The 26735-nt window shown below is 59.1% G+C and carries 17 protein-coding genes; 11 read left to right on the top strand and 6 right to left on the bottom strand.

Annotated features, from left to right (window positions below):
- Positions 1-19: 19 nt before the first annotated feature.
- From AACS24_RS12280 to AACS24_RS12260, 5 genes are all read right to left on the bottom strand, one after another.
- Entirely contained in the window at positions 20-1261 is a 1242-nt protein-coding gene (locus AACS24_RS12280) for a type II secretion system F family protein (RefSeq protein ID WP_033115378.1), read from the bottom strand.
- 145 nt (positions 1262-1406) lie between these two features.
- A complete protein-coding gene (tapB, locus tag AACS24_RS12275) occupies positions 1407-3113 on the bottom strand; it encodes a PilB family type IVa pilus assembly ATPase TapB (RefSeq protein WP_033115377.1) in 1707 nt (568 codons plus the stop codon).
- Positions 3113-3502, bottom strand: coding sequence for a pilin (locus AACS24_RS12270; protein ID WP_108570846.1), 390 nt, complete (start codon positions 3500-3502; stop codon positions 3113-3115). The genes tapB and AACS24_RS12270 overlap by 1 nt, the downstream gene beginning before the upstream one ends.
- A 322-nt stretch (positions 3503-3824) precedes the next feature.
- Entirely contained in the window at positions 3825-4682 is an 858-nt protein-coding gene (gene nadC / locus AACS24_RS12265; protein ID WP_108570845.1) for a carboxylating nicotinate-nucleotide diphosphorylase, read from the bottom strand.
- A 3-nt stretch (positions 4683-4685) separates the two neighbouring features.
- Positions 4686-5156, bottom strand: coding sequence for a retropepsin-like aspartic protease family protein (locus AACS24_RS12260; RefSeq protein WP_041210672.1), 471 nt, complete (start codon positions 5154-5156; stop codon positions 4686-4688).
- 123 nt (positions 5157-5279) lie between these two features.
- Here AACS24_RS12260 and ampD point away from each other — a divergent pair, with 123 nt between their 5' ends.
- The 5 genes from ampD (at position 5280) to lpdA (ending at position 13227) form a co-directional block, all read left to right on the top strand.
- On the top strand, positions 5280-5849 hold the full coding sequence (gene ampD, locus AACS24_RS12255; protein ID WP_108570844.1) for a 1,6-anhydro-N-acetylmuramyl-L-alanine amidase AmpD: 570 nt from the start codon (positions 5280-5282) through the stop codon (positions 5847-5849).
- A gap of 278 nt (positions 5850-6127) precedes the next feature.
- Complete coding sequence (pdhR, locus tag AACS24_RS12250) at positions 6128-6892, top strand: pyruvate dehydrogenase complex transcriptional repressor PdhR (RefSeq protein ID WP_033115373.1); 765 nt, start codon at positions 6128-6130, stop codon at positions 6890-6892.
- A gap of 79 nt (positions 6893-6971) precedes the next feature.
- Positions 6972-9632: a pyruvate dehydrogenase (acetyl-transferring), homodimeric type gene (gene aceE, locus AACS24_RS12245; RefSeq protein WP_108570843.1), complete on the top strand. Its 2661-nt coding sequence runs from the start codon at positions 6972-6974 to the stop codon at positions 9630-9632.
- 119 nt (positions 9633-9751) lie between these two features.
- Positions 9752-11638: a pyruvate dehydrogenase complex dihydrolipoyllysine-residue acetyltransferase gene (gene aceF, locus AACS24_RS12240; RefSeq protein ID WP_108570842.1), complete on the top strand. Its 1887-nt coding sequence runs from the start codon at positions 9752-9754 to the stop codon at positions 11636-11638.
- 161 nt (positions 11639-11799) lie between these two features.
- Positions 11800-13227, top strand: coding sequence for a dihydrolipoyl dehydrogenase (lpdA, locus tag AACS24_RS12235; RefSeq protein ID WP_108570841.1), 1428 nt, complete (start codon positions 11800-11802; stop codon positions 13225-13227).
- Positions 13228-13384: 157 nt separating this feature from the next.
- On the opposite strand, the gene AACS24_RS12230 is transcribed toward lpdA, so the two are convergent.
- Positions 13385-15295 (bottom strand): methyl-accepting chemotaxis protein, encoded by a 1911-nt coding sequence (locus AACS24_RS12230; protein ID WP_108570840.1) that lies wholly within the window; start codon positions 15293-15295, stop codon positions 13385-13387.
- A 234-nt stretch (positions 15296-15529) separates the two neighbouring features.
- Between AACS24_RS12230 and AACS24_RS12225 the strand changes: the two genes are divergently transcribed.
- The 6 genes from AACS24_RS12225 (at position 15530) to mdtD (ending at position 26682) form a co-directional block, all read left to right on the top strand.
- A complete protein-coding gene (locus AACS24_RS12225; protein WP_108570917.1) occupies positions 15530-17782 on the top strand; it encodes a patatin-like phospholipase family protein in 2253 nt (750 codons plus the stop codon).
- 229 nt (positions 17783-18011) lie between these two features.
- Positions 18012-20609 carry a bifunctional aconitate hydratase 2/2-methylisocitrate dehydratase gene (gene acnB, locus AACS24_RS12220; RefSeq protein ID WP_108570839.1) on the top strand — a complete coding sequence of 866 codons (2598 nt, stop codon included), beginning with the start codon at positions 18012-18014 and terminating at the stop codon, positions 20607-20609.
- A 252-nt stretch (positions 20610-20861) separates the two neighbouring features.
- The gene (locus tag AACS24_RS12215; protein WP_108570838.1) at positions 20862-22448 is read left to right on the top strand and encodes an EAL domain-containing protein; all 1587 of its coding nucleotides are present in this window, start codon (positions 20862-20864) and stop codon (positions 22446-22448) included.
- A 159-nt stretch (positions 22449-22607) separates the two neighbouring features.
- The gene (locus AACS24_RS12210) at positions 22608-24002 is read left to right on the top strand and encodes a D-arabinono-1,4-lactone oxidase (RefSeq protein ID WP_108570837.1); all 1395 of its coding nucleotides are present in this window, start codon (positions 22608-22610) and stop codon (positions 24000-24002) included.
- A gap of 71 nt (positions 24003-24073) precedes the next feature.
- Entirely contained in the window at positions 24074-25201 is a 1128-nt protein-coding gene (locus tag AACS24_RS12205) for a CobW family GTP-binding protein (RefSeq protein WP_181364163.1), read from the top strand.
- A gap of 68 nt (positions 25202-25269) precedes the next feature.
- Positions 25270-26682 carry a multidrug transporter subunit MdtD gene (mdtD, locus tag AACS24_RS12200; RefSeq protein WP_108570836.1) on the top strand — a complete coding sequence of 471 codons (1413 nt, stop codon included), beginning with the start codon at positions 25270-25272 and terminating at the stop codon, positions 26680-26682.
- Positions 26683-26735: the final 53 nt, after the last annotated feature.

The following is a 26735-nucleotide window of genomic DNA, read 5'->3' as shown; positions in this document are numbered from 1 at the left end:
GGCGCCATGCCCTCATGAATCAACCTACCACATCGCCAAGTTTGAAGATGGGCAGGTACATAGCGATAACCATGCCACCAACCAGCACCCCCAAAACTACCATGATAAGAGGTTCCAGCAGGCTGGTGAGGCCATCGACCAGGTCGTCTACCTCCTGTTCGAAGATGGTGGCGACTTTGGAGAGCATATCATCGATGGCGCCGGACTCCTCGCCGATCATCACCATCTGGATCACCATGTCGGGGAAAAGATCGACGGTACGCATCGCCACGTTGATCTGCATACCGGCTACCACCTCGTTGCGAATGGCCATCACTGCGGTGCGATAGACATAGTTACCGGAGGCGCCGGCTGCCGAGATAAGTGCATCTACCAGCGGGATACCGGCCGAGAAGGTGGTGGAAAGGGTGCGGGCAAAGCGGGCCATGGCTGCTTTGTGCAGGATCATCCCGACTACCGGAATAGTGAGCACAAACTTGTCGGTATTGTCTTTTACCTTTTGGGAGGCCCGCCAGGCCCGCACGTAAAGGAAGATGCCAAGGGCCGTGCCACCAAAGAAGACATACCACCAGTTCTGCATAAAGCGGGAGATGCCGATGACAAACTGTGTGAACACCGGCAGCTCGGCGCCAAAGCTCTTGAAGATATCCTCGAATTGGGGGATGACGAATAGCAACAGGATAGAGGTAACGACAATCGCAACCAGGATAACCATGGTTGGGTAGAACATCGCCTTTTTGATCTTCGACTTGAGCGCTTCTGATTTTTCCCGATAGGTGGCAATGCGGTCATAGATGGTTTCCAGTGCGCCGGACTGCTCGCCAGCTTCCACCAAATCGCAATAGAGGTCATCGAAATAGAGAGGATGACGGCGCAGCGCTTCCGACATCGGGGTCCCGGTTTCGACATCGGCGGCTATCTCCCCCATCAGTTCGCGCATGGATGCCTTTTCGTGACTGCGGGCGATGATTTGCAGGCTTTGTACCAGAGGGACACCGGCGGAGAGCATGGTAGTGATCTGGCGCGAGACGATGGCAATATCCATCGGTTTGATCTTGGCGCCGCCCTTGGAGAAGAGCCCCTGACTCTTCTTGGCAACCTTGGTGACGTTGACGCCCTGCTTGCGCAGCTCGGCCTTCACAGTGGCAATGTTCTCGGCCTGAAGCTCGCCAGAGACTTTTTGTCCTTTGCGGTTTACCCCTTGCCAGCGAAAGGCGAAGACTTTTTTTGGGGCATTGGTTTTCTTGGTCAGCGTTGCCATCGATGCATCCTGCAAATGGACTGGAGGGAAGAGGATAACCCCTGAACCGTCGGATTTGATGTTTTGCCTAAGCGGCTGACAGCTACCCGGTCAATATCTTTTACCCGTGTTTATGCACTCTGATGCTTGCTATCGGGATGAGCAATCAATTCGTTGTCACCCGGTTGACCTCTGCCAGACTGGTGACGCCAAGGCGAGCCTTTTCCAATCCTGACATACGCAAGGTGCGCATCCCTTCTTTCTGGGCTATCGCCGCGATCTGTAGTGAATTGGCGCCCTGCATGATTAGCTTTGCGATGTTTTCCGACATCAGCATGATCTCGTAGATACCGACCCGCCCCTTGTATCCACCAGAGCACTCCTTGCAGCCGACCGGTTTGAACAGTCGCAGCCCCGCCGCCAGTTGCTGCTGAGTAAAACCAAGCTCCAGTAATTCTGCTTCCGGCACTACTTCGGGAGCCTTGCAGTGGTCACACAGTTTGCGTGCAAGCCGCTGGGCCATGATCAGGGTCACCGAGGAGGCGATATTAAAGGCTGGCACCCCCATGTTCATCATCCGGGTGAGGGTTTCGGCGGCGGAGTTGGTGTGCAGGGTGGATAGCACCAAGTGGCCGGTCTGGGCGGCCTTGATGGCAATCTCTGCGGTTTCGAGATCGCGAATTTCACCCACCATTACCACATCCGGGTCTTGCCGCAGAAAGGATCGCAGGGCACTGGCAAAGGTCAGCCCTGCCTTGGGGTTGACCTGCACCTGATTGACGCCGGGCAAGTTGATCTCCACCGGATCTTCCGCGGTAGAAATATTGACCTCAGTGGTGTTGAGAATGTTCAGGCCGGTGTAGAGAGAGACTGTTTTACCCGAACCGGTCGGGCCGGTGACCAGGATCATGCCTTGAGGTTTCGAGAGTGCACGCAGATATTGCGCCTTTTGCCGGTCATCAAAACCGAGTTGTTCAATGTTGAGGCGGGCAGCCGAAGAGTCGAGCAGACGGATAACGATCTTCTCGCCCCACATGGTTGGCAGGGTGTTGACCCGCATATCCATCGACTTGTTACGCGACAGCTTGAGCTTGATGCGACCATCCTGTGGCAGCCGCCGTTCAGCGATATCGAGGCGTGCCATTACTTTTAGGCGTGCGGAGAAACGGTTGGCCAGATTGACTGGTGGCGTTGCCACTTCATGCAGGATGCCATCGATGCGAAAGCGAATGCGGTATTTCTGTTCGTAGGGCTCAAAGTGCAGGTCAGAGGCGCCACGCTTGATGGCATCCATCATGATTTTGTTGATGTATTTGACTATTGGGGCGTCATCATCGGCGGTGTTGACGCTTTCATCCAGTCGACTGCTCTCATCGGATACTTCGAGGTCGGAGATTTCAGATTCATCGATATCCTCCATCCCGAGGGCATCATTCTCACTCTCCAGCAATTTTCCTATTGCCGCTGTGAGTTTGTTCTCTTCGACCAGCAGCGCCTCTGTATGCAGGCCAAAGCTGAATCCGAAATCTTCCAGCGCCGACACATTGGTCGGATCCGACATGGCGATATAGAGAGTGTGCCCCTGAGTGTATATGGGCAGGACATGGTGCTTTTCAATCAGCTTCTGATTGAGGTACTTCTGCGGGATCTCGGCCAAATCGAAGGCTGCAAGATCCAGCAGAGGTACCCCATACTCCAGCTCGCAAAAATCGGCAAGAGCCTTGCTCTCAAGGATCTCATTCTCGATCAAGAAGGTTACAAAGGGTTTACGCTGAGCCTTGGCTTGGCTCAGATAGCGCTGGGAGTCCTCTTCACTGATCAGCGAAGAGGCGGCCAGGCTTAATGCCAGGCCGCTATTGGGGCTCGAGGTCATTAATTACAGAGAGTGGTTGGGTTGCAGGTTGCAGTCCATGTCACGGCTCCATTCGCGGAACTAGCTGCCAGCTGATATGCTCCAGATGGATTTGTCATTGTGCTGGTGATAGTTAGGCTTGTTGCTGTGCTTGATGCCCCTGTGATTGTTAGACTAACGCCTGTTGGCGCTGCTGCGCTGGCAAGTAAGGCAGGGCATCCAAACGCGCCAGTAGTTTGGAAACAGACTTCGGCTTCCGTCTTGAGCCCGCCAGCAGCTGACACTGCCTGAGTGAAACGAGCCTTATTTGTGTAGTTCTGATAAGCCGGTAGTGCTACTGCCGCCAGAATCGCCACGATCGCCACAACGATCATCAGTTCGATAAGGGTAAAACCTGATTGTTTCTTCATTTCAAATATCCTTTTGTCCTTGGTTCCTGGGAAGTGCCGATGGAAAATCATCCACACGTCAGTATCTTATCCGAGCTATCAAGGGTGGCAACAGAGATCGCTGCCTTTGTTAACCACTTTTCTATCATTTGCTAAAAACATGATGAAAATCATATAGCAAGCAGTTTCTATCGACTCTTTTTGCTAGTTGTAAAGGGCCCGCCATCACACTCCTTATGCTGAGGGTTCCTGCCATAAAGAAAAGGCGCCTGAGGCGCCTTTTGCAAGTCCATGATCTGTTATCTATCTTCCCGTTCACTAAGGAGTTGCGTGCATCTTCCTGTCAGAGAAAGCGCATCGAGAGATCCAGTGCCCGCACATGCTTGGTCAGCGCCCCGACCGAGATAAAATCGACGCCAGTGGCGGCAAATTCGGCCAAGGTATCGAGGGTGACATTACCGGAGACCTCCAGCTTGGCGCAGCCCTGATTGATGGCGACAGCCTCACGCATCATGGCAACATCGAAGTTGTCCAGCATCACGATATCGGCGTTGGCTGCCAGCGCCTGCTCCAGCTCGGCCAGCGATTCGACCTCCACCTCTACCGGTTTGCCCGGATTGAGATGACGAGCCTCATTAATCGCTTCGGCGATGCCGCCGCAGGCGAGAATATGGTTTTCCTTGATCAGGTAGGCGTCATAGAGACCGATGCGGTGGTTCTTGCCGCCGCCACAGGTGACGGCGTACTTCTGTGCCGTGCGCAGGCCCGGGATAGTCTTGCGGGTGTCGAGCAGCCGGCAGTCGGTCTCCTCCAGCTCGGCGACATAGCGAGCGGTGAGGGTGGCAACTCCGGAGAGGGTCTGGACGAAGTTGAGCGCATTGCGCTCGCCGGTCAGCAGCAAGCGGGCAGGGCCATGGAGGCGGAACAGCTCCTGATTGGGGGAGATCACCTCGCCATCCTGCACCTTCCACTCCACCTTCACGTATCCGCCGAGTTGTACGAACACTTCGTCGACCCATGGCTGTCCGCAGAATACTCCGGCTTCACGGGTGATCACCCGGGCGCTGGCTATCCGGTCGGCCGGGATCAGCTGGGCCGTGATATCGGCGCTGGGGTCCGGTTGGTCGAGCGTAGTGAGGGCATCGCCCAGATCTTCGAGTAGTGCGGCGCGTACGGCGCGGCTGACATCCTGTTGAAACATGCCTTATTCCTGCAAGGGTCTGAGCAGCAGTTGCCGCTCTTTTTGAACCAGCTCCAGCCGGCCTAGGGCGTTCATGCCAACCAGCACCTCGTCGCCCTCAGCCGCCGGATTGATAAAGATGGCCAAATCGTACAAGGTCAATGGCCCCATCGCCAGCGTTTCGATGGTACCGTTGCCGACCCGGATCTGACCCGCCGCCGTGTTGACCTGGCTGCTGCCGCGGGCTGTCAGACCCAGCCGCTCGGCAACCTGCTGCGGGATGGTGACACGGGTGGCGCCGGTATCGAGCAGCAGTTGCACCGGGTGGCCGTTGATGGCACCCTCCAGACGATAGTGGCCGCTCTGGTCGGCTTGCAGCAACAGTTCGCCGCTGGCGGTGACGCTGGGTTGGCTGCGGGAGTGAAAATAGAGGGTCAGCAGACCCATCAGAGAGAGCCAGGCCAGTAACCACATCCAGCGTGCCGTGTGCTGCATATCCCATCCATTGCGAGCGGAAGATGACTCAGCCTAACACACAATTTTCCACTGATTCAGCGGCTTGGTGACAAGATGCCTGCCCGGATCGCGCTTTTCTGTTCAACTCGTATCGAGTAGCCGATGACCCATTCTGACCCCATTTTTTCCATCGATGATGCCGGCTGGTGCCAGCAGGCTCGCCGGGTTCCTTCTCCCCATCACAACAAACGGGCTGCGCCGGACGATATTTCCCTGCTGGTGGTGCATGGCATCAGCCTGCCGCCGGGGGAGTTTGGTGGCCCCTTTATCGACGATCTCTTTATGGGACGGCTTGATCCCGAGGCTCACCCCTATTTTGCCGCTATCCATCAGCTGCGGGTCTCGGCCCACTGCCTGATCCGCCGCGATGGCGAGCTGGTGCAGTATGTGCCGTTTGGCGCGCGCGCCTGGCACGCCGGGGTATCGAGCTGGCAGGGGAGGGAGGCCTGCAATGATTTCTCCATCGGCATTGAGCTGGAGGGGACGGACGAAACCCCCTATACAGATGCTCAATATTTCGCACTGGCGGGGCTCACCCGAGCCATCTCCGCCCGTTACCCGGCGGTCACCATGGAAAAAATTGTTGGCCACTGCGATATCGCGCCAGGGCGTAAAACGGATCCGGGGGAGAGCTTTCAGTGGTCACGCTTCCGCGAGATGCTCAATAGTTAAAGTGAATATTCAAATTCAGTTTGGATTTTAAAATCAATGGCTTGCCTCTATGGCAGGTCATTTTTGTTTGTAGTTGCACAAATGTTATTTGTGAGCTTGCTCAAGAATATTGGTAAGACCAATTTCTATGAGCCAAATCATATTTACCCCGCTTTACCTCTTATTGGGTGGTGGTGATTCTTGATTCAGATCATCTTTTGAGTGGACTTTTGACAAGGCCTCTGCTAATTTTCGCCCCATTCATGAAATTGGTAATACCAATTTAACAAAGTAGCCTCATGCCCTATCGCAAGATTACGCAACCCAAGTTGGCCGACTCCATTGTCGCCGAGCTGGAACAGATGATTCTGGAAGGAAGTTTGCAGCCGGGGCAGAAATTGCCTCCCGAACGCGAACTCGCCATCCAGTTTCAGGTATCGCGCCCATCACTGCGCGAAGCCATCCAGCGACTTGAAGCTCGCGGGTTGCTCTATCGCCGTCAGGGCGGTGGCACTTATGTGCAGAATGCCCTGAGCAAGGGGATCGCAGATCCCCTGTTCGAACTGCTCAGCACTCACCCGGAAGCCCAGTATGACCTGCTGGAGTTTCGTCACGCGCTGGAAGGCATCTGCGCCTACTATGCTGCGTTGCGGGGTACCGGTGCTGATTTCGAACGCATTCGTCAGGTGCAGACCACCATCGAAGAGGCGGGCCAGTTAGGTTCGCTGGTGGCCGAATCGGCAGCCGTTACCCAGTTTTATCTGGCTGTGGCCGAGGCGTCCCACAATGTGGTGCTGCTGCATCTGCTGCGGGCCATGAGCCCGATGCTTGAGCAGAACATTCTGAGAAATAACGAGATTTTGAATCGCCGCCCGGGAGTGGTAGCCAAGATCCGACGCCATCGTGCGAATCTGATCGAAGCCATCCTGTCGGGGGCTCCGGAGCGGGCCAGAACAGCTTGTCATGAGCATCTGGCCTTTATCGAGGACACCTTGTTGGATATGCAGAGGGAAGACAGCCGGATCCAGCGATCCATGCGTCGGATCCGTCAGCAGGAAAACTAATCCCACAAGGCTTTATTGTCGAATGCTTGCGCCCTTCGCCGTGCAATGCCGTGCAATCACAACAAAATAGGAACCAGCCATGTCTGATATCCTGAAGAACGATGTGGACCCGATAGAAACGCTGGAGTGGCTTGCCTCTCTGGAATCCCTGCTGCGTGAAGAGGGTCCCCAACGCGCTCAGTTCATCCTTGAACAGTTGGCCGAGAAAGCCCGCGCAAGCGGTGTGGACGTGGCTGCCAAGGCAAACCGCGATTACATCAACACTATCCCGTCCAGCGAAGAGCCGGACTACCCGGGCGATCTGGAGATGGAGCGTCGCATTCGCGCCATCATCCGCTGGAACGCCATGATGATCGTGCTGCGCGCCTCCAAGAAAGACCTGGACCTGGGCGGTCACATGTCTTCCTTCGCTTCTTCTGCGACCATCTATGATGTCTGCTTCAACCACTTCTTCCGTGCTCGCAACGAGAAGGATGGTGGTGACCTGGTTTACTTCCAGGGTCACATCTCCCCGGGTATCTATGCCCGTGCCTTCGCCGAAGGTCGTCTGACCGAAGAGCAGCTGGATAACTTCCGTCAGGAAGTGGATGGCAAGGGTATCCCTTCCTACCCGCACCCGAAACTGATGCCGGATTTCTGGCAGTTCCCGACCGTATCCATGGGTCTGGGCCCCATCGCCGCCATCTATCAGGCTCGCTTCCTGAAGTACCTGACCGACCGTGGCATCAAGGATTGCTCCGAGCAGACCGTTTACGCCTTCCTGGGTGACGGCGAGATGGACGAGCCGGAAGCCAAAGGCGCCCTGACCGTTGCCGTGCGTGAAAAGCTCGACAACCTGGTATTCGTGGTCAACTGCAACCTGCAGCGTCTGGATGGTCCGGTTGTCGGTAACGGCAAGGTCATCAACGAGCTGGAAGGCCTGTTCGCCGGCGCCGGCTGGGACGTGACCAAGGTTATCTGGGGTCGCAAGTGGGATGAGCTGCTGCGCAAGGATACCTCTGGCAAGCTGATCCAGCTGATGAACGAGACCGTGGACGGTGACTATCAGACCATGAAGTCCCGCGACGGTGCCTACATCCGCGAGAACTTCTTCAACCGTTACCCGGAAACTGCCGCGCTGGTCAAAGACATGACCGACGAGGAGATCTTCGCCCTGAACCGCGGTGGTCACGATCCTCGCAAACTGTTCGCTGCATTCAACAAAGCGACTCAGACCAAGGGCAAGCCGACTGTTATCCTGGCCAAGACCATCAAGGGTTACGGCATGGGCGAAGCGGCCGAAGGCAAGAACATCGCTCACCAGGTCAAGAAGATGGAGCTGGACTCCGTGCGTCACCTGCGTGACCGCTTCAACCTGCCGGTGGCCGACGAGCAGCTGGCTGACCTGCCTTACCTGAAGATCGAAGCGGGCAGTGAAGAGCACAAATACCTGCACGCTCGCCGTGCGGCCCTGAAAGGCTACCTGCCGACCCGTCTGCGCGAGAGCACCGACAAGCTGGAAATCCCGGCGCTGGATGCCTTCGCTCCGCTGCTGGGTGAACAGGCGCGCGAAATCTCCACCACCATGGCGTTCGTGCGTTCCCTGAACGTGATGCTGAAAGACAAGTCCATCGGCAAGCGCATCGTGCCGATCCTGGCTGACGAAGCCCGTACCTTCGGTATGGAAGGTCTGTTCCGCCAGATCGGTATCTACAGCCCGCACGGTCAGCAGTACACCCCGCAAGACCGCGACATCGTCTCCTATTACAAGGAAGACAAGCAGGGTCAGGTTCTGCAAGACGGTATCAACGAGCTGGGCGCCATGTCCTCCTGGCTGGCTGCTGCGACCTCTTACAGCACCAACGATTGCCCGATGATCCCGTTCTACATCTACTACTCCATGTTCGGCTTCCAGCGGATCGGCGACATGGCGTGGGCAGCCGGTGACCAGCAAGCCCGTGGCTTCCTGCTGGGTGCGACCTCCGGTCGTACTACCCTGAACGGTGAAGGTCTGCAGCACGAAGATGGTCACAGCCACATCCTGGCGAACACCATCCCGAACTGCATCTCCTACGACCCATCCTACGCCTATGAAGTGGCGGTGATCGTACAGGACGGCCTGCGTCGCATGTACGGTGAGAACCCGGAGAACGTGTTCTACTACATCACCACCCTGAACGAGAACTATGCCATGCCGGCCATGCCGGAAGGCGCCGAGGAAGGCATCCGCAAGGGTATCTACAAGCTGGAATCCGTAGCCGGTGCCAAGGCGAAAGTTCAGCTGCTGGGTTGTGGTTCCATCCTGGGTCATGTGCGTACCGCCGCCCAGATCCTGGCAAGCGAATATGGCATCGGTTCCGATGTGTTCAGCGTCACCTCCTTCAACGAGCTGGCCCGTGATGGTCAGGACGCGGATCGCTGGAACATGCTGCACCCGACTAGCGATGCCCGCGTACCGTACATCGCTCAGGTACTGGGTTCCGAAGCCACCATCGCCGCGACCGACTACATGAAGTCCTTCGCCGATCAGGTTCGTGCCTTCGTTCCGACCGAGAACTACCGCGTGCTGGGTACCGACGGTTACGGCCGTTCCGACAGCCGCGCCAACCTGCGTCGTCACTTCGAAGTGAACGAGTTCTACGTGGTGGTTGCTGCCCTGACCGAACTGGCCAAGCGCGGCGAGATCGACAAGCAGGTTGTGGCCGATGCCATCGCCAAGTACGGCATCGATGCCGACAAGGTCAACCCGCTGTACGCGTAAGTGGATCAAGGGTCGCGCCGTCATGCGGCGCGACCTTGCCAGGGTTTAAAACGGTTAACGCGAGATGTGCGTGGCGGTATCAGCCAGTTACGCGGATCGACGCAAGAGGATAAAGCACAATGTCCAAACAGATTATGGTGCCGGATATCGGCGCCGATGAAGTTGAAGTCACCGAGATCATGGTGGCCGTGGGTGACAAGGTCGAGCTGGACCAGTCCATCATCGCGGTAGAAGGCGACAAGGCCTCCATGGAAGTACCGGCTCCGTCTGCCGGTATCGTCAAAGAGATCCTGATCAAGGTGGGCGACAAGGTTGCCACCGGTTCCCAGATCATGATCTTCGAAGCTGAAGGCGCTGCTGCTCCTGCAGAAGTGGCCGCTCCTGTTGCTGCTGCTCCGGCTGCCGCACCGGTCGCTGCCGCTCGCAAAGATGTCAATGTACCGGACATCGGTGGTGACGAAGTGGAAGTCACAGAGATCATGGTTGCCGTGGGCGACATGGTTGAAGCCGACCAGTCCATCATCGCCGTGGAAGGTGACAAGGCCTCCATGGAAGTGCCTGCACCGTTCGCCGGTCGCGTGGTCGAGATCAAGGTTGCCGCTGGCGCCAAGGTCTCTACCGGTTCCCTGGTGATGGTGTTTGAAGTGGCTGGCGCTGCGCCTGCTGCCGTTGCTGCTCCGGCTCAAGCCGCTGCGCCCGTGGCTGCTGCCCCGGTTGCCGCTGCTGCCAAAGAGGTCAACGTACCGGATATCGGTGGCGACGAAGTGGAAGTCACCGAGATCATGGTTGCCGTGGGTGACAAGGTTGAAGCCGATCAGTCCCTGATCGCCGTGGAAGGTGACAAGGCCTCCATGGAAGTGCCTGCGCCGTTCGCCGGTGTGGTCAAAGAGATCAAGGTGAAGGCGGGTGACAAGGTCTCCACCGGTTCCCTGATCATGGTCTTCGAAGTGGCTGGCGCTGCCCCTGCTGCCGCACCGGTGGCTCAAGCTGCCGCGCCGGTCGCTGCAGCACCTGTTGCCGCAGCTCCGGCTCCGGTTGCCCAGGCTGCTGCCGCTGCGACCGATTTCGTTGCCAACGACGCTTACGTGCACGCTTCCCCGGCAGTACGCCGTCTGGCGCGCGAGTTTGGCGTCAACCTGGCCAAGGTAAAAGCCTCCGGTCGCAAGGGCCGCATCGTCAAAGAAGACGTGCAAGCCTACGTGAAGGATGCCATCAAGCGCGCCGAGTCTGCACCGGCTGCCGGTACCGGCACTGGCAACGGCATGAGCGTGCTGGCGTGGCCGAAGGTCGATTTCAGCAAGTTCGGTGATGTGGAAGAGGTCGATCTGACCCGTATCCAGAAGATCTCCGGTCCGAACCTGCACCGCAACTGGGTCATGATCCCTCATGTCACCCAGTTCGACGAAGCCGATACCACCGAGCTGGAAGCGTTCCGCAAAGAGCAGAACGCGATGCTCGAGAAGCAGAAGTCGGATGTGAAGATCACCCCGCTGGTGTTCATCCTGAAAGCCGCCGCCAAGGCGCTGGAAGCTCACCCGCGCTTCTGCAGCTCCCTGTCCGAAGATGGCAGCAAGCTGATCATGAAGAAGTACATCCATATCGGTGTGGCGGTTGATACCCCCAACGGTCTGGTTGTGCCCGTGGTACGCGATGTTAACAAGAAGGGCATCATGGAGCTGTCTCGCGATCTGGCCGAGATCTCCAAGAAGGCCCGTGCCGGCAAGCTGACCGCTGCCGACATGCAGGGCGGTTGCTTCACCATCTCCAGCCTGGGTGGCATCGGCGGTACCAGCTTTACCCCGATCGTCAACGCGCCGGAAGTGGCCATCCTCGGTGTCTCCAAGTCCGAGATGAAGCCGAAGTGGAACGGCAAAGAGTTCGCGCCGCGCCTGATGCTGCCGCTGGCTCTGAGCTACGACCACCGCGTGATCGATGGTGCCGATGGAGCTCGCTTCATCACCACCATGAACGGTGTGTTGTCCGACATTCGTCGACTGGTCCTGTAAGTGAGAGGGCGGGCCCAGAGCCTGCCCTTTTTACTTCTCATTTCATTAACATGATCGTAAACTTGCCCCGTTTTTTCACGGCTGCAGCCGCCTTGTTTTACAACGAAAAGAAGGCATAAGACTGCGCTGTCCGGGGATATAAGAACGACAAAGAGGTCATGATGAGTAAAGAAATCAAAACCCAGGTCGTAGTACTGGGTGCTGGCCCTGCCGGTTATTCCGCTGCTTTCCGTGCAGCCGATCTGGGTCTGGATACTATTATCGTCGAGCGTTACTCCACCCTGGGTGGCGTCTGTCTGAACGTGGGCTGCATCCCCTCCAAGGCGCTGCTGCACGTCGCCAAAGTGATTGAAGAAGCCAAGGCGCTGGCCGAGCACGGCATCGTCTTCGGCGAACCCAAGACCGACATCGACAAGATCCGTCTGTGGAAAGAGAAGGTTATCAACCAGCTGACCGGCGGTCTGGCTGGCATGGCCAAGATGCGTAAAGTTCAGGTTGTTAACGGCTTCGGTAAATTTACCGGCCCGAACACCCTGGAAGTGACCGGCGACGAGGGCAAGACCACCGTTACCTTCGACAACGCCATCATCGCCGCCGGTTCCCGTCCGGTGAAGCTGCCGTTTATCCCCCACGATGACCCGCGCGTATGGGACTCTACCGATGCGCTGGAGCTGACAACCGTGCCTGGCAAACTGCTGGTTATCGGTGGCGGCATCATCGGTCTGGAGATGGGTACCGTTTACTCCTCTCTGGGTTCCGAGATCGACGTGGTGGAATTTGCCGACCAGCTGGTTCCGGCTGCCGACAAAGACATCGTCAAGATCTACACCAAGCGTGTGGCCAAGAAATTCAACATCATGCTGGAGACCAAGGTCACCGCAGTTGAAGCCCGTGAAGACGGTCTGTACGTCTCCTACGAAGGCAAGCACGCTCCGGCCGAGCCGGTTCGCTACGACAACGTACTGGTTGCTGTAGGTCGTGTGCCGAACGGCAAGATGCTGGATGCCGAGAAGGCTGGCGTTGCCGTCAACGAGCGCGGTTTCATCGAGGTGGACAAGCAGCTGCGTACCAACGTGGCTCACATCCACGCCATCGGTGACATCGTGGGTCAGCCGATGCTGGCTCACAAAGGTGTGCACGAAGGTCACGTTGCCGCCGAAGTCATCGCCGGCAAGAAGCACTACTTCGACCCGAAAGTGATCCCGTCCATCGCCTACACCGAGCCGGAGATGGCATGGGTTGGTCTGACCGAGAAGGAAGCCAAGCAACAGGGCCTGAACTTCGAAGTCGCCACCTTCCCCTGGGCTGCTTCCGGTCGCGCCATTGCGTCCGACTGCTCCGACGGCATGACCAAGCTGATCTTCGACAAGGAGAGCGGCCGCGTCATCGGTGGTGCCATCGTGGGTACCAATGGTGGTGAACTGCTGGGTGAAATCGGTCTGGCCATCGAGATGGGTGCTGACGCCGAAGATATCGCGCTGACCATCCACGCTCACCCGACTCTGCACGAGTCAGTGGGTCTGGCAGCCGAAGTATTCGAAGGCTCCATCACCGACCTGCCGAACGCCAAGGCCAAGAAGAAAAAGTAATCTTCTGCCTGTCTCATGAAAAAGCCGCTCGAATGAGCGGCTTTTTCTTTTTGGGTATCAGACGTTGAAGACATCCCTTTCCAGTTTTTAGCCTGCGTGAACAGATATATGAGGAAGGGCGCCGCAGCGCCCTTTTTATCGTGCCAGATGGCCCCGTTTATAGCCGGAAGTTGCCAACCAGTTTGTCCAGCTGGGTAGAGAGTTGCTGCAGGCTGCGGCTCGATTCGGTGAGCTGGTGGGCGATATCGGCAGTCTCTATGGTGAGCTGGTTGATATCTTCAACGTTGCGGTTGATCTCGCCGACCACGCTCGACTGCTCCTCGGTGGCGGTGGCGACCTGGATGTTCATGTCGTTGATCTGGGTGATGTGGGCGGTGATATGGCCGAGCGCGGCGTTGGCTTCATCGGCCTGTGCCACCACTTCCAGACTCTGGTTGCGGCCCTGAGCCATGGCGCTGACAGCACGGGCGCTCTGATCCTGCAGCCGGTTGATCATCTCCTGGATCTCGGCGGTAGAGGCGGCAGAGCGGTTGGCGAGGTTGCGCACTTCGTCTGCCACCACGGCGAAGCCGCGACCCTGTTCGCCGGCGCGAGCCGCTTCGATGGCCGCGTTGAGCGCCAGCAGGTTGGTTTGCTCCGAGATGCTGCGGATGGTCTCGAGGATACTGCCGATGGAATCGGTCTGGCTGGCCAGCGACTCGATCACGCCGGCGACCTGCTCGATTTCCCCGGAGAGTCTGACGATGCCGTGACGGGCCTGTGCCACGACGTGGGCACCGGCATCCGCCTGATCATTGGCTTGCTTGGCGACATCCGCCGCCAGCGAGGCGTTGCCGGCAATTTCGCTCACGGTGGCCCCCATCTCGTGGATGGCGGTAGCCACCTGCACGGTGCGGTCGCGCTGGGCGGTACAGTTGTGCTGGGTCAGCTGGGCCTTGCTGGCCACCTCGTTGGCTGTCGTGGCCAGCTGACGGGAGTTGCTGGCCACCTGCTCGATGGAGCTGTGGATCTTGGCGACAAAGTTGTTGAAGCCGGTCGCAACCTGGCTCAGCTCGTCGCGGCCCTCCACCTTGAGGCGCTGGGTCAGATCGCCATCACCGCTGCCCAACTCCTTGAACAGGCGCGCCAGCTCGTTGAGCGGGCGGCTGACAGACCCTGCCAGCAGCATACCCATAGCCCCCATGGCCAGAGCGATGACCAGCGAGATCATCAGGATCTGGTTGCGGTTCTGATCCAGCTCGGCGTAGATCTCCGCTTCCGGCACCTGAACGACCAGATACCAGTCGAGCAGCGGGATATAACTGCTGGCCAGCACCATGGGCTCGCCATTCACTTCGGCGCTGATCACGGCAAAGGGGCGTTTGGCCAGCAGGCTGCCACTGTCGCTGCCTGCCAGCTGGCTCAGGTTGTCACGCTCTATCCGGCTGGCATCGGGGTGCAATTTCACCTTGCCGCTGCCATCGACCATAAAGACGATGCCGCTATCTTCCAGCCGGAAGTTGGACACCATGGCAACCATGGCGTCGAGGGATTTGGCAAAGCCGGCCAGTCCGCGACCGTTGAGCTGCTGGAAGTTGACGAACAGCTTCATCTCGCCTGTGCTCTCGCGGAAGATGCTGAGGGTCATCTCCTTCTGGCTCTTGGTGTAGTCATAGAACCAGGCATCCTGAGCCGGAGTGAGGTTGCGCAGGAAGCCATCCTGGTTGTAGTAAGCCGCAGTCTGGCGATCGGCAAAGGAGGCGGTGACCAGCCCGTACTGGTTGGCTACATCCTTGAGCTGGTTGATGAGCAGTGGCTCCTGCTCCTTGGGCATGCCCCGATCCACCCAGTCGAGAATGAAGCGGTCGGTGGCCAGCTGTTGTGCTGCGCGGGCGATACCGTTGAGATCCTGCTCGATCTCCTTGCTGATCCGTTGGGTCAGGTTGGGCAGCTCCTGCTCGAACATTCGCTTTTCGATCAGTTGTTGCGCCGCGCGCTGGCTGAAGTAGCCCACCAGCAGGCAGGAGATAACGACGGCCAGAGTGACGGTGGCCAGAATTTTCTGTTTGAGGGTCAGGGTTGCCAGCATATAAGTGCTCGAAAGGTAGAGATTGACGACTCTCATATTAGCGGCAGAGAGGGGGCGCCCATGAGCCTTTCGACCCTTTATTTATGGGATTGCGTTTGCGCTCACAAGGGGCTGGCGGACGAATAGATCCGGGAGAGGCTGAATTGGCCGGAATGCCGGTTGCGCTTGTGCTCCGGCTCCTTATAGTAGAGGCCATCTCTGGTGACCGGCTTCCTGAACAAGATGGAAAATATGATGCGCAGCATTCGTGCGGGATGGACCCGACTGCTTTTGATTATGCTGGCGGCCATGCCGCTGCTGGTGCAGGCCGCTGATGGTGGCCGCCCCAAGGTGGCACTGGTGCTCAGTGGCGGCGGAGCGAAGGGCTCGGCCCATATCGGTATCCTCAAGGTGCTGGAGCAGAAGCGCATCCCGGTCGACATCATAGTGGGCACCAGCATGGGCTCTTATGTGGCGGGCATGTACGCCATGGGGCTCAGCGCCGAGGAGGTGGAGCGCACCACTCTGGCCATCGACTGGAACAAGGGTTATCAGGACAAGGTGGGCCGTGATGAGCTCTCCCTGCGCAAGAAGCAGCAGACCGAGAAGTATCAGCTGCGCACCGATATCGGCGTCAATGGCGACACCATTCAGCTGCCGGATGGTTTCTTTCAGGGCCAATCTATGGCCAGCCTGCTGCGCACAGCCACCTCCAACCTGCCGGCGCTGAAGAGCTTCGATGATCTGCCGATTCCTTATCGTGCCATGGCAACCGATATGGAGACGGTCACCCCTTACGTGCTCGATCACGGCAGTCTGGCCAAGGCGATGCAGGCTTCCATGTCCATTCCGGGGGCGCTCAAGCCGGTGGAGTGGGATGGCCGGATTCTGGCTGATGGCGGTACGGTCAACAACATGCCGGTGGACGTGGCCAAGGCGATGGGAGCCGATGTGGTGATCGCGGTGGATATCAGTGCCAGGCTGCGCACCCGTGAGTCCCTCAAATCGGGCCTTGCCATGATCGACCAGCTCACTACCTACATGACCCAGGTCGGCACCGACAAGCAGAAGGCGCTGCTGGGGCCCAGGGATATCCTGCTCACCCCCGAGTTTGGCGACATGGGGATTGCTGACTTCGCCCGCATGCCGGAGGGGATCAAGATAGGCGAGGCGGCGGCCGAGAAGGTGTCGCTGGAGCTCGACAAGCTCTCCCTGAGCAAGGAGCGCTACAACGAGTACCGCAACCGCAAGCTGAGTCGCCGTGCCGAACGCAGCGGCTTGCCCGCTTACTACATCGACAAGGTGGAGATCATCAACAAGTCGCGCCTCTCCGACGAGACGGTGCGCGCCATGCTGGATGTGCGACCGGACAAGATCCAGACCAACGAGAGTCTGGAGGCGGGCATTCGCCGCCTCTATGCACTGGAGTCGTTCGATCGCATCACCTACGAGGTGGATGAGCGCGATGGCGAGAACGTGCTGGTGGTCGATGCCAGCGAGAAGAACTGGGGGCCGGGTTACCTCAACTTCCAGTTCGGTTTCTCCGACGATTTCGAGAACACCTCCAACTACAACGTCGGCATGTCCTATACCCTCACCAACGTCAACAACTGGGGCGGGGAGTGGCTGACCGAAGCGTCGCTTGGCACGGCGAAACATATCAAGACCGACTTCTATACCCCGCTGGAGCCCTCCCAGACCTTCTTTGGCGAGGCAAGCCTGGCTTATGACAAGACCCAGCGCCGCATCTTCAGCTCCGAGCCGGATACATTCAACTATCTCGACAGCGACTACTCCTTCTTCAGTTCCGATCTGGCCGTTGGCTGGAACAGCCAGCCATGGAGCCGCATCTACACGGGGCTTGAGGGAAGGGTGGGCAATATCGATCTGAAAAACTTCAAGAATACCAGTGTGGATGCCACCGCCTGGGGGCCCTTTATCCGTTTTGAGCACGATACCCTGGATAGCCTCTATTTCCCCTACTCGGGCGAGAAGTGGGATATGAAGCTGGGTTATTCCCATGTCGATCTGACCGGGGGAGAGCTGGAGCAGAGTAGCCGCGATGAGGGGTGGAACTACAACTTCTCCATGATCAAGCCCTGGTCGTGGGGTCGTCACAGCCTCAACCTGATGCTGGAGGGCGGCGGATCCAGCAGTCAGGAGGCGCTGCCGCTCTATATCCAGGATCTGGGAGGGCTGTTCCGTCTTTCCGGCTTCCAGCGTTATCAGCTGAGTGGTCGCTACAGCCTGTTTGGCGGGTTGCGCTACATCTACCGGGTGGCAGACAACGACTTCGGTGCTCTCAAGATGCCGCTCTATCTGGGAGGCTCCCTCGAGCAGGGCGGGGTTTGGGACAAGGGCGAAGATATCAGCTTTGACAGCTCCTTCACTGCCGGCTCCGTCTATGTGGGGGTCGAGAGCTTCCTTGGCCCGGTGTTCCTTGGCTACGGCATGGCGGAGGAGGGGAATGGCGTCTTCTATCTGCAATTGGGCACTACGTTCCAATAATGGGAAAATGATGCCAATTTGTTAACTCGAAGCTATGACAGGCATTTAATTTTCAAAAAATACCAGTTTGTTTAATTGGTTACGGTTTTGTGTTGAATTGGTTAACAGGGTTTGGATTTTAATTGGTCGTTAAAACTTATATAGTGGGGAGCACCCTACGGGGTGTCCCGCAAGGACGATCGCCGCGAGCGTGGGCGAACCCCAAAAAAAGACCAAAGAGGAATTAGTCGTGCTTGAAACATACCGTAAACACGTCGCAGAACGTGCTGCCGAGGGCGTGGTTGCCAAACCTCTGGATGCAGAGCAGGTCGCCGCCCTGGTCGAGCTGCTCAAGAACCCGCCCGCTGGCGAACAAGATTTTCTGAAAGAGCTGTTGTCCTCCCGAATTCCCCCTGGTGTTGATGAAGCGGCCTATGTCAAAGCCGGTTTCCTCACCGCCGTCGCCAAGGGCGAAGCCCACTCTCCCATCCTGACTGCCGCCGAAGCCGTTGAACTGCTAGGCACCATGCAGGGTGGTTACAACATTCAGCCGCTGATCGACCTGCTGGACGATGCGACCCTGGCTCCTCTTGCCGCCAAGGGCCTCTCCCACACCCTGTTGATGTTTGACTCCTTCCATGACGTGGAGGAGAAGGCCAAGGCGGGCAATGCCCACGCCAAGCAGGTGATGCAATCCTGGGCCGACGCCGAGTGGTTCCTCTCCCGCCCGGAACTGGCCGAGAAGATCACCGTCACCGTGTTCAAGGTAACCGGCGAAACCAACACCGACGACCTGTCGCCGGCGCCGGATGCCTGGTCCCGCCCGGATATTCCATTGCACGCCCTGGCGATGCTGAAAAACGCCCGTCCCGGCATTACCCCGGACAAGGATGGCGCCGTCGGCCCCATCAAGACCATTGATGCCCTGAAAGAGAAAGGCTTCCCGCTGGCCTATGTGGGCGATGTGGTCGGTACCGGCTCTTCCCGTAAATCCGCCACCAACTCGGTGCTCTGGTTCATGGGCGACGACATTCCGTTCGTGCCGAACAAGCGCGCTGGCGGTGTCTGTCTGGGTGGCAAGATTGCCCCTATCTTCTTCAACACCATGGAAGATGCCGGCGCCCTGCCCATCGAAGTGGATGTCTCTGCACTTGCGATGGGAGATGTGATCGACATCTACCCGTTTGCCGGCAAGATCTGCAAGCACGGTACCGAGCAGGTGCTGGCGCAGTTTGAATTGAAAACCGACGTACTGATCGACGAAGTGCGCGCCGGTGGCCGCATTCCGCTGATCATCGGTCGCGGCCTGACTGACAAGGCCCGCGAAGCGCTGGGTCTGCCTTTCTCCACCGTGTTCCGCCGTCCGCAGCCGGTGGCCGATACCGGCAAAGGCTTTACTCTGGCCCAGAAGATGGTAGGCAAGGCGTGCGGCGTGAAGGGCATTCGTCCGGGCACCTACTGCGAGCCCAAGATGACCACGGTTGGCTCCCAGGACACCACGGGCCCGATGACCCGCGACGAGCTGAAAGATCTGGCCTGCCTCGGCTTCTCCGCCGATCTGACCATGCAGTCCTTCTGCCACACTGCGGCCTATCCCAAGCCCATCGACGTACAGACCCACCACACCCTGCCGGACTTCATCATGAACCGCGGCGGTGTGAGCTTGCGTCCGGGCGACGGTGTCATCCACTCCTGGCTGAACCGCATGCTGCTGCCGGATACCGTGGGTACCGGTGGTGACTCCCACACCCGTTTCCCCATCGGTATCTCCTTCCCGGCGGGCTCCGGTCTGGTGGCCTTCGCCGCTGCCACCGGCGTGATGCCGCTGGACATGCCGGAATCCGTGCTGGTGCGCTTCAAGGGCGAGCTGCAACCGGGCATCACCCTGCGTGATCTGGTTCATGCCATCCCCTACGCCGCCATCCAGAAAGGGTTGCTGACCGTCGAGAAAGCGGGCAAGAAGAACATCTTCTCCGGCCGCATCCTCGAGATCGAAGGTCTGCCGACCCTGAAAGTGGAGCAGGCGTTCGAACTGGCTGACGCCAGTGCCGAGCGTTCCGCCGCCGGTTGCACCATCAAGCTGGATAAAGAGCCGATCATCGAGTATCTGAAGTCCAACATTGTGATGCTCAAATGGATGCTCTCCGAAGGTTACGGCGACCCACGCACCATCACCCGCCGCATCAAGGGGATGGAAGAGTGGCTGGCCAACCCGACCCTGATGGAAGCGGACAAGGATGCCGAGTACGCCGAAATCATCGAGATCGATCTGGCCACCATCAAGGAGCCGATCCTGTGTGCGCCGAACGATCCGGACGATGCCCGTCTGCTAAGCGACGTGGCTGGCGACAAGATCGACGAGGTGTTCATCGGTTCCTGTATGACCAACATCGGCCACTTCCGTGCCGCCGGCAAACTGCTCGAGAAGTATCAGGGCGAGCTGCCGACCCGCATGTGGATCGCACCACCCACCAAGATGGACAAGGATCAGCTGACCGAAGAGGGCTACTACGGCATCTTCGGCCGGGTCGGTGCCCGCATCGAGATCCCGGGCTGCTCCCTGTGCATGGGCAACCAGGCGCGGGTCGCGGAAGGGGCCTCCGTGGTCTCCACCTCTACCCGTAACTTCCCGAACCGTCTGGGTAAAGGGGCCAACGTCTATCTGGCCTCTGCGGAGCTGGCAGCCGTTGCCGCCATCCTCGGCAAGATCCCGACCGTGGCAGAGTACCTGCAATACGCCAAGGCGCTCGATGCCACTGCGGCAGATACTTACCGCTACCTCAACTTCAACGAGATCGCTTCTTATACCAAGAAGGCCGATGCGGTGATCCTGCAGCAGGCGGTTTAACGCCTCACTGCACAGCTGTAACGAGAAATGCCGCGTAATACGCGGCATTTCTATTTTGCGGCTTTCTATTCTTGAGCCTCTTTCGACGCTTGTTGCTGCGGGCTGTGATCCAACCACTGTTTTCGCTGTTCGTTTTATAAGTGCTTTGCGTTATGTTGTTTGGTTATGACCAGTCGGGAGATCCCTGTGTTGGTCGGTATGACGTGGATGTCTGCCTGCGGGCGGCTCTGACCAACTGTGGCGTGGCTCTCTATGTTTCTATTCCGGATCGATCTCTCCCGAACCAGGCTGCGTGTTGGCAGTGCCCTGTTGGTATTTTCCCTGCCGCTTCTGGTGGGCAGCTGGATCATTCACAGCACTTATGTGCAGGATCTGAAATCTGATTCTCGCGATTCGGCGCACAAGGCGAGGCTGCTGCTGGAGGAGATGCTGGACAGGGCCGAGGAGGCCAACCGGGAGGTGTTGCCGCTGGTCAATGCTCCCTGTGCTCAGAACCTGCTGATCCTGAGAAAGACGGTTGCGCTCGAACCGTTTCTGCGTTCGGTCAATCTGGTGCGCGATGGGGTGATCAACTGTACCTCGCTGTTTGGCGAGGCCAATGATGCAGACGACGGTACTATCTACACCGGGCGCAAGCTGCTTTTGATGAGCGGCAACCGGGTACGCAAGAATCACCCGCTGCTGGTGGTGCGTCTCGAACAGGGGGCTGATGCGGCCCTGAGCGCCATCGACAGTACCCAGCTCAGCTTCATGCTCTCCCTGAGCGGCAAGCCGAGCGAGCTATTCCTGCAGGTCGGTTCGGCCTGGCTCAGCGAGTCGGGTCGCTATCTCGAACGCCTGCCCAGATTGCACCACAGTACCAGCCTTGAACTCTCCTCCCAGCGTTACCCCTTCACTATCTATGCCGGCTATACCATGCCGCTCTACTGGCGTTCGCTGTGGGAGGCTCGCCAGGCGGCGCTACTGTCGCTGGCTGGCGCATCCCTGTTGCTCTCCCTGCTGGTGTGGTGGGCGCTGGGGCGGCCGGGATCGCCGATGGATGAGCTGCGCCGGGCGCTGCGGGCGAAAGAGTTTGTCCCCTATCTGCAGCCGCTGGTGGCCAGCGACACCCGGCGGATGGTGGGGGCCGAAGTGCTGATGCGCTGGAACCATGCTACCGAAGGGGTGATCCGCCCCGATCTCTTTATTCCACAGGCGGAGGAGTCGGGGCTGATCGTCCCCATGACCAGTCAGATGATGCGCAACGTGGCAGCTCAGCTGAGCTGGGTGCAACGCTCTTTGCCCGATGGTTTTCATATCAGTTTCAATATCAGCGCCGCCCACTGTCACGACTTTGCCCTGCTGCAGGAGTGCCGGCTCTTCCTCGATCACTTTGCCCCCGACAAGGTGGTACTGGTGCTGGAGCTGACCGAGCGTGAGCTGCTGGTGGCGGATCCCAAGACTCTCTCCCTGTTCCGTCAGCTGGACGAGATGGGGGTCAAGCTGGCCATCGACGATTTCGGGACTGGCCACTCCAGCCTGATCTATCTGCAGCAGTTCCATGTCGACTACCTCAAGATCGACCAGTCCTTTATCGCCCGTATCGGCACCGAGTCGCTCTCGGAGCATATCGTGGACAATGTGATCGATCTGGCGACTCGCCTCGGGTTGGCGCTGGTGGCGGAGGGGGTAGAAACCAGCAGGCAGGCTGACTACCTCAGAAGCAAGGGGGTCGACTATCTGCAGGGCTTCCTGTTTGCCCGTCCCATGCCGCTGCGCCAGTTCTGCGACGAGCTGTTGCCAAAGGAGCAGGAAGAGTCGGGCACCTCGCTGGCGGGCGATATCCCGGGTACCGTCTGAGGTGCTTGCCGACAAGTACCAAATGATTCCGACAATGCGGCGATAGCGTGAATGAGGCCAATTCCACCAGATTGGCAGGGTCTTGTTTTCCATGCCTTGGCGCCCGCTTTTCGGTAGAATCAGCGCTCATTTTGACGTCAGTAAAAGATGAGGCGCGGTATGACGGTTCAGTTCCAGGCATTTCACAGCATCAAGGCGATTGGAAATCGGGAGGTGCTGTTCAACTGGTCGAGAACCAATCCCCTCGGTGCGCTGGATCAGGTGTGGCGCCCAAAAAACCGCGACGAGCTGCAAGCGCTGCTGCGGGAACACCCCGAGCGCAAGCTGCGCCTTATCGGCTCCGGCCTCTCCTTCGAGCCCATTCACAGCGTCTATGCCGAGGGCAGTCAGGCGCTGCTGGTGGATTTGCACCACCTGCGCGGTCAGCTGGCGAAAACCGCCGATACCGTGACCTATCAGGCAGGGACTCCCCTCGATATCGTTTATGCCGAGCTGATCGCCATGGAGCGGATGCTGCCCGCATCCCCCGGCGTTATCGGTATCCAGACCCTGGGTGGTGCGCTCAGCACCGGCACCCACGGTCAGGGGCTGCACCAGTCTGCCCTCTGCGATGCGGTGGAGGCGATGACGGTGATGCTGGCAAGCGGCGAGATTATCCGGGTCGATCGCGCCGATCCGCGCTTCGGTGCCTTCGTCATGGGCATGGGCATGCTCGGCATCCTGCTCGATGTCACCCTGCGTACCGTGCCCAACCGCATCATGCGCTGTACCAAGTTCACCACCGACTACCCCTTCCTCCTGGAGCACAACGAGCGGCTCAACCGCGAGCACGGCTTCGTGAAGAGCTGGTGGTTTGCCTGGACTGGCGAGAGCCACATCTGGTTGGTGGATCCCGCCTCCGATGAGGAGGTGGCCCGCTACCGCGCCGGTGGCAGCGAGCCGCTGCTGCTGGATGGCGATATCGACGCCCGCATGAACGCCACCATTGATGCCACCCTGCAGAAGATGGCGAAGGACACCAAGGATGAGGCGCTGGCCGGCGAGCACTTCGAGACGGTGCGCCGCTTCAAGGATGCCTCCGATCTGGTGGGCAATGTCTACCAGATCCTCTGCAAGGGGATCCCGGCGCCCCAGATCAATTGCGAAGTGGCGGTGCCGCTTCATCGCATGAACGAGGCGCTGGAGACTCTGCAAGCGTGGCAGCAGGCCAACCCCGGCGTGTTGCACTACCCCTTTATCCTGCGCTGCACTGGCCCCTCCGAGGCGTGGCTCAGTGCCGCTTACGGCCAGTCGGTCTGCTGGATCGGTTTTCTGGTCTATCTGGCGGCGGACGGCACCTTCGTCAACGGCTCCATGGAGCAGATGCGCGAGCTGCAGCAATTGCTGGTGCCGCTTGGCGGCATTCCCCATTTCGGCAAACATCTGGCGATGGATCTCTACGACTTCCCGGCCCTGCTGCCACGCTGGAACGACTTCGTGGCGTTGAAAGCCGAGCTCGACCCCCACGGCCGCTTTGAAAACCGCTGGCTCAGCGACCTGTTTGCCAACCGGTAAGGATCTGACATGACCGATATGCAAGATACCCGCGCACTCATCACTCTGCCGACCAGAGGGAAGTCATCGATATGACCGATATGCAAGACTCCAGGATCCCAGTGACCCTGCTGACCGGCTTTCTCGGTAGCGGCAAGACCACCTTGCTCAACCACTGGGTCAAGCAGCCGGAGCTCGGCGAGTGCGCGGTGCTGATCAACGAATTCGGCTCGGTGGGGCTGGATCACCATCTGGTGCAACAGGTGGATGAGCAGGTGATGCTGCTCGACTCCGGCTGCATCTGCTGCTCGGTGCAGGGCTCTCTGGTGGAGGCGCTGCAGGGGCTGTTTATGAAGGCCATCCAGCGCAAGATCAAACCGTTCAAGCGGCTGATTATCGAGACCACTGGCCTCGCCGATCCGGCCCCCGTGCTCTTTACCCTGCGCGAAGAGGGCTTTATCGCCCAGCGCTACCGCTTCGATGGCACCGTCACCGTGGTGGATGCCGGTCATATCGAGCAGCAGCTGGCGGCCCAGTATGAGGCGGTGAAGCAGGTGGCGCTGGCGGATCTGCTGGTGGTGAGCAAGGGCGATCTGGTGGATGGCGAGCAGCTGGCGCGGGTTGAAACCCAGCTGGCGGCCCTCAATCCGGCGGCGCCTATCCAGCTGGTGACCAATGGCGAGCTCTCGCCAGCGGTGCTGGAGAAGCTCGGTGCTTACAACGAAGCAGCCGGGCGCGATGTGCGCCAGCTGCTGGCCTGGCTGCGCACCGAATCCCCCAAGCAGGGGCTGGCGTCACCGATGCAACCCAAGATGCAGCCGTTCGCCGCCAAGGTGGGCACCGCGGCGCCCACCCACTTCGAGCACGGCAACATCGAGAGTTTCTCTCTTCGCATCGGCGAGCCGCTCAAGCCATCCCGTCTGCTGGCTGCCATCGATGCGGTGCAGGCCCAATATGGCGATGCCCTGCTGCGGCTCAAGGGGATCTTGCAGCTGGAGGGTGAAAGCCAGCCGGTGGTGATCCACGGTGTCCACGGCCAGCTCTATCCGCTGCAGGCATTGGGTGAGTGGCCGGAGGGCAAGGCCCAGTCCCGGCTGGTGTTTATCGTGAAAACTCAGGACAAGGCGGGGATAGAGCGGCTGTTCCTTGATACGCTCAAGGCTCCCGAGCCCAGCCTCGAAGAGCAGCTCAAGGCCATGCTTGGCCAGCCGGATGCCTGATGTTTGACATGACCCGCCCGTAACAACGAGAGCGGGTCTTTTTATTCCTGAAGTGGAGGTGGTCTGTTATGGCGGAAGTTTCACTCGGGGTGACCCCGGCCCAGCGCAAGTGGCTGCCCATGCTGGCGGCAGTCGGCTTTTTCATGCAGTCGCTGGATGGCACCATTCTCAATACCGCCCTGCCCAGCATGGCCGAGACACTGGGGGAGAGTCCGCTGCAGATGCAGTCGGTAGTGATCGCCTACATGTTGACGGTGGCCCTGCTTATCCCGGCCTCCGGCTGGCTGGCGGACAGGTTCGGTACCCGTCGCATCTATCTGGCGGCGATTTCGCTGTTCACTCTCGGTTCGCTGGCCTGTGCCGCCTCCGGCTCGCTCTCGATGCTGGTGGCTGCCCGGGTGCTGCAGGGGGTTGGCGGCGCGCTGCTGATGCCGGTCGGGCGACTGGCGGTGCTGCGGGTCTATGACAAGCGGGAGCTGCTGCGGGTGATGTCGTTCGTCACCATTCCCGGGCTGCTCGGCCCGCTGATGGGGCCGGCGCTGGGTGGCTGGCTGGTCGAGGTGGCGAGCTGGCACTGGGTCTTTCTCATCAACCTGCCGGTGGGGATGATCGGCTTTATGGCGAGCTGGTACTTCATGCCCGATCTGCGTCAGGCGACCGCCCGTTTTGACTGGCAGGGCTTCGTGCTGTTCAGTCTCGGCATGGTGCTGGTGTCGGTCGGTTTGCAGGGGCTGGGGGAGCACAGTATCTCCACCGGCTGGGCGCTGTTTGCCCTCATCTTCGGGTTGGCGGCGATGGCGAGCTACTGGCTCTATGCCGCCAATGCGGAGCAGCCGCTCTTCAGCCTGAAACTGTTCAAGACCGCCACCTTCGCCATCGGGGTTTGGGGCAACCTGTTTGCCCGTCTTGGCAGCGGTGCCATGCCGTTCCTCACCCCGCTCTTTCTGCAACTGGGACTCGGCTTCTCCCCGAGCAAGGCGGGGATGACCATGATCCCGACGGTGCTCGGCGCCATGCTGACCAAGACGTTGGTGAACAAGCTCATCCCCAGAGTGGGTTATCGCCGGATCCTGATTGGCAACACCCTGTTGCTCGGCGCCATGATCGCCAGCTTCTACTTTATCGACAACCAGCTTCCCTACGGCGTGCTGCTGGGCTGGCTGGCGATCTTCGGCGCCATCAACTCGCTGCAGTTCTCCGCAATGAATACCCTGACCTTGCAGGATTTGAGCCCGACCTTGGCCAGTAGCGGCAACGGGCTGCTCTCGGTGGTAATGCAGCTCTCCATGAGTTTGGGGGTCGCGATTGCCGCCAGCCTGCTGGGGCTCTTCTCGGCGGGCACATCGGCCGCCAACGGCCAGTGGCTGGCAGGGTTCCACCTTACCTATCTCTGTGTTGGCTTGCTCTCCATGCTGGCGGCGCTGATCTTCGCTCAGCTGGCGCGAGACGGTGGCACGACTTCGGCTCAGGCCAGAGGATAAGAAAGAACAGGATAAGAAGTCACATCAACGAAAAGGGCACCGCGAGGTGCCCT

This window comes from Aeromonas sp. HMWF016 (genome assembly GCF_963878195.1).
Taxonomy (GTDB): domain Bacteria; phylum Pseudomonadota; class Gammaproteobacteria; order Enterobacterales; family Aeromonadaceae; genus Aeromonas; species Aeromonas lacus.
This window is presented reverse-complemented; position numbering and strand designations above follow the sequence as displayed.